This window comes from Chthonobacter rhizosphaerae, assembly GCF_013839525.1.
Taxonomy (GTDB): domain Bacteria; phylum Pseudomonadota; class Alphaproteobacteria; order Rhizobiales; family Pleomorphomonadaceae; genus Chthonobacter; species Chthonobacter rhizosphaerae.
The window spans coordinates 107,828-116,636 of sequence record NZ_JACDIS010000013.1 but is presented as its reverse complement, the minus strand read 5'-3'; the positions used below and the strand labels follow the sequence as shown (position 1 = coordinate 116,636).

Annotated in this window: 9 protein-coding genes; 6 read left to right on the top strand and 3 right to left on the bottom strand. The window is 71.6% G+C overall.

Going from position 1 to position 8,809, the window contains the following annotated elements:
* The first annotated feature begins 24 nt into the window (after positions 1–24).
* The 4 genes from HND91_RS19390 (at position 25) to HND91_RS19375 (ending at position 4,311) form a co-directional block, all read left to right on the top strand.
* On the top strand, positions 25–333 hold the full coding sequence (locus tag HND91_RS19390; protein ID WP_181708256.1) for a hypothetical protein: 309 nt from the start codon (positions 25–27) through the stop codon (positions 331–333).
* A gap of 277 nt (positions 334–610) precedes the next feature.
* Positions 611–2,506, top strand: coding sequence for a type I secretion system permease/ATPase (locus HND91_RS19385; protein ID WP_181708255.1), 1,896 nt, complete (start codon positions 611–613; stop codon positions 2,504–2,506).
* Between the two features lie 112 nt (positions 2,507–2,618).
* On the top strand, positions 2,619–3,938 hold the full coding sequence (locus tag HND91_RS19380) for an HlyD family type I secretion periplasmic adaptor subunit (RefSeq protein ID WP_181708254.1): 1,320 nt from the start codon (positions 2,619–2,621) through the stop codon (positions 3,936–3,938).
* Between the two features lie 226 nt (positions 3,939–4,164).
* Positions 4,165–4,311, top strand: coding sequence for a hypothetical protein (locus HND91_RS19375; protein WP_181708253.1), 147 nt, complete (start codon positions 4,165–4,167; stop codon positions 4,309–4,311).
* Between the two features lie 148 nt (positions 4,312–4,459).
* Here HND91_RS19375 and HND91_RS19370 read toward each other — a convergent pair whose 3' ends face one another.
* A complete protein-coding gene (locus HND91_RS19370; RefSeq protein ID WP_181708252.1) occupies positions 4,460–4,981 on the bottom strand; it encodes a superoxide dismutase family protein in 522 nt (173 codons plus the stop codon).
* Positions 4,982–5,308: 327 nt separating this feature from the next.
* On the opposite strand from HND91_RS19370, the gene HND91_RS19365 reads away from it, so the two are divergent.
* Positions 5,309–5,998, top strand: coding sequence for a Crp/Fnr family transcriptional regulator (locus HND91_RS19365; protein WP_181708251.1), 690 nt, complete (start codon positions 5,309–5,311; stop codon positions 5,996–5,998).
* Between the two features lie 23 nt (positions 5,999–6,021).
* On the opposite strand, the gene HND91_RS19360 is transcribed toward HND91_RS19365, so the two are convergent.
* Both HND91_RS19360 and HND91_RS19355 read right to left on the bottom strand, forming a co-directional pair.
* The gene (locus HND91_RS19360; protein ID WP_181708250.1) at positions 6,022–6,360 is read right to left on the bottom strand and encodes a hypothetical protein; all 339 of its coding nucleotides are present in this window, start codon (positions 6,358–6,360) and stop codon (positions 6,022–6,024) included.
* Positions 6,361–6,441: 81 nt separating this feature from the next.
* Positions 6,442–7,689: a peptidoglycan-binding protein gene (locus HND91_RS19355; protein ID WP_181708249.1), complete on the bottom strand. Its 1,248-nt coding sequence runs from the start codon at positions 7,687–7,689 to the stop codon at positions 6,442–6,444.
* Positions 7,690–7,904: 215 nt separating this feature from the next.
* Between HND91_RS19355 and HND91_RS19350 the strand changes: the two genes are divergently transcribed.
* A complete protein-coding gene (locus HND91_RS19350; protein WP_181708248.1) occupies positions 7,905–8,777 on the top strand; it encodes a c-type heme family protein in 873 nt (290 codons plus the stop codon).
* The last annotated feature ends 32 nt before the right edge of the window (positions 8,778–8,809 follow it).

Sequence of the window (8,809 nt, the reverse complement as noted above, 5' to 3'; positions counted from 1 at the left end):
CACTGACACAGAAGGATGACCATCATGACCCCCTGGCACGCCGCTTTCGGTTCCGAAGTCAATCAGGGCCAGAACAGCGCCTCCGTCACCGCCGCGAACGGCATCGGCAACAGCGTGGACGGCACCGTGGTGGCCGAAGCCACCCAGGTGATCGGCGACGTGGAGTACGGCTTCGACTACGACCCGGCCTTCGAGATGAACACCGGCTTCAACTCCGCCGACGTCAACGCCGGCAACGGCCTCCTCAACTCCATCGACGGCGGCGTCTACGCCATCGCCGACCAGACCGTCGGCGACGTGGACCTCGGCTTCCCCCTGCCGATCTTCCTCTGATCCCCACCAACCGACCCACGCCCCCTCGACCCGCCCGTCCGATCGCCTCACGGCCCTCCGGACGGGCGGGTCGCCGCCGTCCGCGGACAGGCCCGCCCGGTCCCTCTCCCCTCCCGCCTGCCCCTTCCTGTCTCCTTGTCCCTCCGCCCCGTCCCGTCGGTTCCGGCCTCGTGTGATCGGGCTCACAGAAAGCCGGCGCCTTGTCCGGGCAGAGTGGGGCCACACGATCGCCAGCCGGCCCCCTCGCGGGCCCGCCGGCCAGGAAGGAGACCACGCCATGACCGCCCGCCCGACCAGCCCCGACAGCGAACTCAAGGCCGCCATCAAGGCCGTGCATCGGCCGCTCTGGGGCGTCAGCGCCATCAGCTGCGTCGGCAACGTGCTGATGCTCACCGGCCCGGTCTTCATGATGCTGGTCTACAACAAGGTGCTGTCCGGCAAGAGCGTCTCCACGCTCCTGGCGCTCAGCCTGCTCGCCCTTCTCCTTTATGTCTTCTACGGCTTCCTGGAGGGCCTGCGCGGCAAGCTGATGGCCCGGGTCGGCATCGCGTTCGACCACCGCATCGCGCCGGTCCTCTTCGGCGCCACCCTCCGCCTGCCGCTCCACTTCGGCCCGCACGCCCGCGAGCACGACCCGCTCCAGGACCTCGCCGCCATCCGCAACTACCTGATGGGGCCGGGGCCGGCCACGCTCCTCGATCTGCCGTGGGTGCCGCTCTACTATTCGATCCTCTTCCTCATGCACCCGCTTCTCGGCCTCGCGGCGGCGGGCGGCGCGCTCTTCCTCGTCATCCTCAGCGTCGTCAACCAGCGCATGACGGCCGACACCGCCAAGGCGGCCACCCGTGTCCACGTGGCCACCGCCACGCTCCTGCAGGATGCCCGGCGCAACGCCGAGGCGGCCGCCGCCATGAGCATGGGCGACGACCTCTGCAAGCGCTGGGGCGCCGGCTACAAGACCTCCATCGTCCACGCCCGCGACCTCGCCGACCAGGCCAGCGTGTTCGGCGCCATCTCCAAGACCGCCCGGCTCACCCTGCAGTCCGCCATGCTGGCGCTCGGCGCCTTCCTGGTGATCGAGGGCGAACTGTCCGCCGGCGCCATGCTGTCGAGCTCCATCATCCTCGCCCGCGCCCTCGCGCCCATCGACCAGATCATCGGCCATTGGCGCGGCACCTCGTCGGCTTTCGCGGCCCTGAAGCGCCTGCGCGCCCTCACGGCCCGCCTGCCGAAGGCGACCGAGCAGCAGCACGGCATGCCGAAGCCGCACAAGAGCCTCTCGGTGCGCGACGTGGTCATCGTGCCGCCGGGCGCCGCCGCCCCCACGGTCACCGGCGTGTCGTTCGAGATCGAGGCCGGCGACGCGCTCGGCATCATCGGGCCGAGCGGGTCGGGCAAGTCCACCCTGGTCCGGGCCCTCGTCGGCGCCTGGCCGGTCGCCCGCGGCGAGGTGCGCTTCGACGCCGCCCTCCTGTCGCACTACTCGCCGGAAGCGCTCGCCGCCTCCATCGGCCACCTGCCGCAGTCGATCGAGCTCTTCGACGGCACGGTCGGCGAGAACATCGCCCGCTTCCGCAAGGACGCCACCACCGAGGAGATCGTCGAGGCGGCCCGGCTCGCCGGCGTCCACGAGATGATCCTGTCCTTCCCGAAGGGCTACGACACGCCGGTGGGCGAGGGCGGCGCCATCCTGTCGGGCGGCCAGCGCCAGCGCATCGGCCTCGCCCGCGCGGTGTTCGGCAATCCCTTCCTGGTGGTCCTCGACGAGCCGAACTCCAACCTGGACCCGCTCGGCGAACAGTCCCTCAACGAGGCCATCCAGCGCCTGCGCCAGGCCGGCAAGATCGTCATCATCGTGGCCCACCGGCCGAGCGCCATCTTCGCCGCCAACAAGATCCTGTCGCTGCGCAGCGGCCGGGCCGAGATGTTCGGCGCCAAGGCCCAGGTGCTCACGGCGCTCTTCCCCCGCATGGGCCAGCCGCACAAGCCCGCGCCCGTCGCCAACGACCCGGCGGCCGCGCCCGCCCCGGCCATGGCCCAGGGGGTCGCCCCGGCCGCCCCGGCTTCCGTCATGGCGCCTGGCGCCGGACAGGCCCTGGAGCGCACCCAGCGCGGCGTCGTCAGCCTCGACGCCACCCGCGTCCGCCGCGCCCCGGACCAGGCGGCCGGCTGAGGAGAGGAGGCCCTTCTGTGACCTTGCTCACGGTTGCGGGCGGCGGCCGGGTCCATGGTGCGGACACGGTCGCCGGGCCGTTCCCGGCGCAACGATCAGAAGGGCCGACGCCATGACCGACTTCGAGGAGGATCTCGTCCACACCCGCTCGTCCATGCGCCACCTGATGCGGTGGTTCCTGGCGAGCTCCTTCCTGGTTCTCGGCGGGGTCGGCGGCTGGTCCGCGGTCGCCGAGGTGGACAGCGCGGTCGTGACGGCGGGCAGCTTCATGCCCCAGTCGAACGCCCAGGCGGTGCAGCACCTGGAGGGCGGCGTCGTCGGCGCCATCCTGGTCCGGGAGGGCGACCAGGTCGAGGCCGGCCAGGTCCTCGTCCGCCTGGACGCCGCCAAGGTGATCGCCGAGACGTCCATTGAGGAGCGCCGGCTCGTCAGCCTGATCGCCGAGAAGGCCCGGCTGGAGGCCGAACGCGCGGGCTGGAACCTCATTCGGCGGCCGGACCGGCCGCTCGGGTCCGCCGCCGCCGAGGATGCCCTCCGGGTGGCGCTCGCCGCCGAGCAGGCCATCCTCACCGAACGGCTGTTCAGCCGGGAATCGCAGCTGTCCCAGCTCCTGGAGCGCAAGCGCCAGATCGAGATGCAGATCGACGGCCTCACCCAGCGCATCCGGGCGATCCGGGAGGAGTACGAGCAGGCGGCCGCCGAGCTGGAGGACCGCCGCTTCCTCGACCGCAAGGGCCTGATCCGCCGGCCGGTGCTGCGCCAGAGCGAGCGCGACGTCAGCCGCCTGCGCGGCGACATCGGCGACACGGAGGCGCGGATCGCCGGGGCGAAGTCCCAGCTGACCGAGACCGAGCTGAAGATCGCCGAGCACGCCCGGGCCGCCCATTCGGAGATCCTGACCCGCCTTCACGACGTGGAGGCGCGGCTCGCCGAGACCGACGAGCAGGCGACCGCCGCCCGCGATCGCCTGTCCCGGCTGGAGATCCGCGCCCCGCGCACCGGCCGCGTCCACCAGCTCGCGGTCCACACCGTGGGCGGCGTGGTCACGCCCGGCCAGACGCTCATGTCCATCATCCCGAGCGACGAGCCCCTGGTGGTCAGCGCCAGGATCGCCCCCGGCGAGGTGGACCAGGTGCGGATCGGCCAGGACGCCACCGTCAGGATCGCCAGCTTCCACCTGCCGGAGGCGCCCGAGCTCGACGGCACCGTGGCGTCCGTCTCGCCCGACCAGGTGGTGGACAGCCGGTCCGGCCAGGCCTTCTTCGAGATCAAGGTGGCGGTCGCGCCCGGCGAGCGCGCCAAGCTCGGCGGCTACGACCTGACGCCGGGCCTGCCGGCGGAGGTGTTCGTGCGCGGCGAGTCCCGCCGGGTGATCACCTACCTGACCCGGCCGCTCACCGAAAAGCTGGAGCTCGCCTTCCGGGAGGAATGACGGCCGAGCCGTCCATCCGAGCCCTCGACCGAAGAGGCCGGGCCGCCACACGGCGCCCGGCCTCTTCGCCGTGCCGGCGCCCGGCGCGCCGCCTCTGGAGAGGGGCCGCCCGTCCTCGCGGCGGCCTAGGCGGGCGTGAGGGGCCGGGCGGCGCGGCCGAGTGTGAGGCGGGCCACAGATCGAAACGGCGTCCGGAGGGATCATCCTTTCAACAGGAGACGATCCCATGTCGAGCCGTCCCATCTTCCTCGTCACTCTCGCCCTTGCCTTCCTGTCGATGGTGGACAACGGCCGCCCGCCGAAGTTCCCGCAGTACCAGGTGAAGGCCGCCATCGAGGTCACCCTCGAGCTGCGCCCCGACGGCGAGGCGTGACACGGAAACGGCGCCGCCCCGGCGAGGGGACGGCGCCGCAAGGATGCGGAGGGAGGAAACCCGCCGGGCGGCCCCGGCCCATCCATCGAAGCGCCAATGTCCGACCGCCGGCCTCTTCTCAGCCGGCCTTCTCCCGGTCGCCTTTCTCTCAGTCGCCCTTCTCCAGGACGCCGCAGGCGATCCGGTCGCCGGAGTCGCCGGCCGGGTCGGTCGCGTGGTCGTCCGCCTTGGCGTGGATCACCACCGAGGCGCCGTCGTCGTCGAGGAGGGCGGCGTCGCCCTGCGACAGCGACACGTCGTGGAGCATGGCCTCCACGGTCACCGGGTTTCCGTCCGTGGCGTGGAGGTTCGGCAGGTCGCCCGCGTGGTGGCCTTCCTCGGCCATGAAGCCGTGCTTCCTGTCGGTCGGGTTGAAGTGCCCGCCCGCCGACGTGAACGGCGGCTCGCACTGGCCGACCGCGTGCACGTGGAAGCCGTGCGGCCCGGCCGGCAGGTCGGTGAGCTCGCCGCGGACGAGCACCCCATGGGGCGTCTCCGTGAAGGTCAGGCTGCCGTGGGCGGCGCCGTCCAGTCCCTTGATCTCCGCCGCGGCGGTGTCCCCGGAGGCGGCACTGGACGCGGCGGTGCCGGCCAGGAGCAGGGCGGCGGCGAGGAAGGCGCGTGAGGTCATCGAGATCTCCTTGTGGCGATGAGCGGATGCTCGGGGCGTGGAGAGCCGGTCCGGGCCGCGAGCGCGGAGGGCCGGCCCCGCGTGGGTCCGCTCCCGTGCGGGCAGCGGACAACTCGAAGGTGAACGCGCCCCGCCCGCCGTGTGTTCGGCACGAATCCGACGGCCGGCCGCCGGAGCGCTTCCAGGGCGCACCCCGTGCATGGCAAGCGCGCGGCGGTCCCGTCGCGCCACCCGGCCGCCGTCGGGCGGTTTCGGCTCGCCGGACTCGCATATGGCGTCGCAGAGAGGCACACTCGCTCCGTCGTCCTCTGGTCGGGATCGGGTCCCATGGCCAAGCTGTCGCCCCTCGTCGCCGCCCTCTCCACCAACGACGTCTTCGCGGGCCTCGGCGAGGACACCCTCGCGGCCATCGCGGACCTCTGCGTCTCGCGCACGCTCGCCGACGGCGAGACGCTGTTCCTGAAGGGGGATCCGGGCGATGCGCTCTTCTGCGTCCGCCGGGGCCGCATCCTCATCATAGCGAGCACGGCGGGCGGCAAGCAGCTCATCCTCAACGTCCTCGGCTCCGGCGACGTGTTCGGCGAGATCGCGCTCCTCGACGGCCGCCCGCGCACCGCGGACGCGGTCGCGGGCGAGCCCACCGAAGTACTGATGATCCGCCGGGCGGACTTCAAGGACCTGCTCCGCCGGCAGCCGGAAATCGCGGTGCGCCTCATCGAACTCCTCTGCGCGCGCCTGCGCTGGACCAGCGACCGCATGGAGGAGGCGTCCCTCCTCGCCCTGCCGTCGCGCCTCGCCCGCCGCCTCCTGAAGCTCGCCGAGGACTTCGGCGACGAGATCGAGATCTCCCAGGAGGAGCTCGCCATCCTGGTCGGCTCCGCCCGGGAGACGGTGAACCGACAGCTGCAGGTCTGGCGCCGCACCGGGGCGGTCGAGCTCGGCCGCAGCCGGGTGCGCATCGTCGACCGTGTCCAGATCGAGCGCGACGCGGGCGCCGCCGCCGCAGAGGACGACTGACGCCCGCGCCCTTGCGTCGTCCGTCAGTGGAGCCGCCGCCGCCGGGCCGCGTCCTCCGCCTGGCGATGGGCGTCCAGCACCGACAGCGGCACGCCGCCGTCGCCGAGGGTCGCCACCGCGGTCGCGTAGCGGGCCCGTTCGCCGGCCACGTCCGCCTCGGCCGCCTCGGCCGGATCGAGCGAGCGGTCGACGCTCGCCGCAAGGTCGGCGTACCGGAAGGCGGCGGTCGCGGTCCGGAACAGGGTGGCGCCGTCGTCGTCGGCCTCGCCCGTCTCCAGGTCGCGCATGCGGACCAGATAGCCCTCCGGATGCTCGATCACCTCGTAGTCGAAGGCGAGGCCATGGGATGCGGCGATGAACATGGTGTCCTCCTGACGAATGCGTCTGGTCGGCACCATGCCCGTCCGCCGGCTCCCGGTCCGTGACGGGCGTCACGCCCGCCGTCACTCGCCGCTCGCCAGCAGCGCGTCATACTGGTCGGCCGTCAGGTAGCCGGTCACGGCCGCCTGCCGGCTCTTCTGGAAGCCCATGATCGCCTCGCGGGTGAGCGGCCCCATGATGGAGTCGATCGGCCCGGTGTAGAGGCCGAGGCCGCGCAGCTTCTGCTGGATCTGCTGGCGCTGCCACCGGCCGAGCTCGCGCTCGTCGATCGGCCCGGGCAGGGCGCCCGTGGCGTCCGTGGAGGCGACCTGCGAGCGGGCGGCGTTCTGCAACGCCTCCGCCTTGGTGCGCTCCGCCTCGGCCAGCGCGCGCGCCGCGTCGGCCTGGGCCTTGCGGGCGTCCGCCTGCGCCTTCTCGGCGTCGGCCTGGGCCTTGCGGGCCTCCGCCTGGGCGCGCTCCACGTCGGCCTGCGCCTTCTCGGCGGCGAGCCGCGCCTCCTCGGCGCGCCCGCGCTCGGCCTCCGCCTCCGTCTCGGCCCGCTCCCGCGCCAGCCGCTCGGCCTCCAGCATCCCGTCGTCCGCCGCGGTGGGGGGCGGATCGGGCGCGACGGTCGCCACCGGCGCCGGCGCCTCCGCTTCCACCGGCTCGGTGGCCTCCAGCGGCACGTCCGGCGCCGTCCCGATCACCGCCCCGCGGCCGTCGCCGGCCACGGCGGCCGCCACTCCGGCGAGCGTCGGCTGCGGCGCGCGCAGCGCCTCGATCAGCGCGTCCGCGGCCTTTTCGGCCGCCAGGTCGAGCTGCGACACCGGAACCGACGGGGAGGCCGACAGGACGACGACGCCGTTCTGCCCCGGCGCGGCCACTTGCGGGCGCACCTCCAGGCCTTGCACGGGCGTCGCGAACCGGGGCGTGGTCGCCAGGTAGAACACGCCCCCCGCCTTCGCCCGCCCGGCGATCTGGGCGACGTTGCCGACCGAGAGGGCCCGGGACAGGAGGTCCGTCGGCCGGCCGATGTCGGTGTTGGCGGGCAGGAAGAAGGACTGGCCCGACCACGTGGTGCCGTGGCCGAGAAGGACCGCGATCGCCATCTCGGCCCCGTCCGAGGCTTCGGCGAACTCCCGCAGCTTGGCGCGCGCGGTGGCGTTCCCGGGGTTGGCGCTCTCGATCACCTGGAAGCCGAGGCCCGTCAGCGCCTCGCTGATCGCCGCCGCCCGCTTGGTGCCGACAGGCGAGGCCTGCAGCGCCGGATACTCCTCCACCGCCAGCACCAATGCGACCCGGGATGGTGCCGCATACGCATTATTAACCATGAACGTGAGCGTTGTGACAAGCACAGCGAACGTCAAGATCGCAAACTTGAAAGATGTCATCACCAATTTCGATGACAAGGAGAGGAAAAGATAGGACCGGTCGCCCCAGATTCCTGTCACGCCGAAATTCATGGCGATGCTCCCGACCTTGAGTTACACTCTCGTAGTGGCAGTCCGCTGTTCAGGCCAACGGTGAGAGTGTCGGGAGACTTTACATGGGGTTGCGGCTTAAATTCAATGTCGTTCTGATCGTCTGCTATCTGCTCGGTCTGGGCGTATCCGTTTTCCCATTCTACTATATCTCGCGTCAGGAAGTCGTAGAGCAACTTCAGTCGCAGATCAATGTTCTGCGCGCGCAGGCGCTCGCGATCCGGAAATACACATCCGAAGAGATCCAGCCGCTGCTCGCCGACTTCTCGACAATCCAATTCCTGCCGCAGACCGTTCCGTCCTTCTCGGCGCAGACCGCCTTCCGGAACTTCCGGGAACACTATCCGGAATTCTTCTACAAGGAGGCGGCCCTCAACCCGACCAATCCGGCCGACCTCGCCGAGCCCTGGGAGCAGGAGCTGATCGAGAAGCTCCGCGCGGCGCCGGACCTTGAGAAGGACGTGAGTTTCCGTCAGACCGACGCCGGCACCTACTACACGGTGACCTACCCGCTGACGATCCGCAGCGAGTCCTGCCTCGCCTGCCACTCCACGCCCGACAAGGCGCCGGCCTCCATGGTGGCCCTCTACGGGCCGAAGGGCGGGTTCGGCTGGAAGCTCGGCGAGACCATCGGGGCGCAGATCTTCTCCGTGCCCATGAGCGTCGCGGAGGGCCGGATCTGGCGCAACCTGGCGCTCTTCGTCGGCACCGCCAGCGCCATCTTCCTCCTGCTCCTCCTGCTCCTCAACGTGCTCCTCAACCGCTACGTGATCAGCCCGGTGCTCAGGATGGCGAAGGCCGCCGAGGCGGTCAGCATGGGCGACGCCTCTGTGCCGGAGTTCGAATATCCCGGCGCCGACGAGATCGCGTCCCTGTCCCGGTCCTTCAACCGGATGCGGCGCAGCCTCGATAGCGCGATGAAGATGCTGGAGAAATGAGAAGCGCCGGCCGCCGGAGCGGCCGGCCTGAC

Coding starts and splice junctions, on each gene's coding strand:
- HND91_RS19355 (WP_181708249.1), bottom strand. CDS start 7,689: ATGGTTAATAATGCGTATGCGGCACCATCCCGGGTCGCATTGGTGCTG.
- HND91_RS19390 (WP_181708256.1), top strand. CDS start 25: ATGACCCCCTGGCACGCCGCTTTCGGTTCCGAAGTCAATCAGGGCCAG.
- HND91_RS19350 (WP_181708248.1), top strand. CDS start 7,905: ATGGGGTTGCGGCTTAAATTCAATGTCGTTCTGATCGTCTGCTATCTG.
- HND91_RS19380 (WP_181708254.1), top strand. CDS start 2,619: ATGACCGACTTCGAGGAGGATCTCGTCCACACCCGCTCGTCCATGCGC.
- HND91_RS19385 (WP_181708255.1), top strand. CDS start 611: ATGACCGCCCGCCCGACCAGCCCCGACAGCGAACTCAAGGCCGCCATC.
- HND91_RS19360 (WP_181708250.1), bottom strand. CDS start 6,360: ATGTTCATCGCCGCATCCCATGGCCTCGCCTTCGACTACGAGGTGATC.
- HND91_RS19375 (WP_181708253.1), top strand. CDS start 4,165: ATGTCGAGCCGTCCCATCTTCCTCGTCACTCTCGCCCTTGCCTTCCTG.
- HND91_RS19370 (WP_181708252.1), bottom strand. CDS start 4,981: ATGACCTCACGCGCCTTCCTCGCCGCCGCCCTGCTCCTGGCCGGCACC.
- HND91_RS19365 (WP_181708251.1), top strand. CDS start 5,309: ATGGCCAAGCTGTCGCCCCTCGTCGCCGCCCTCTCCACCAACGACGTC.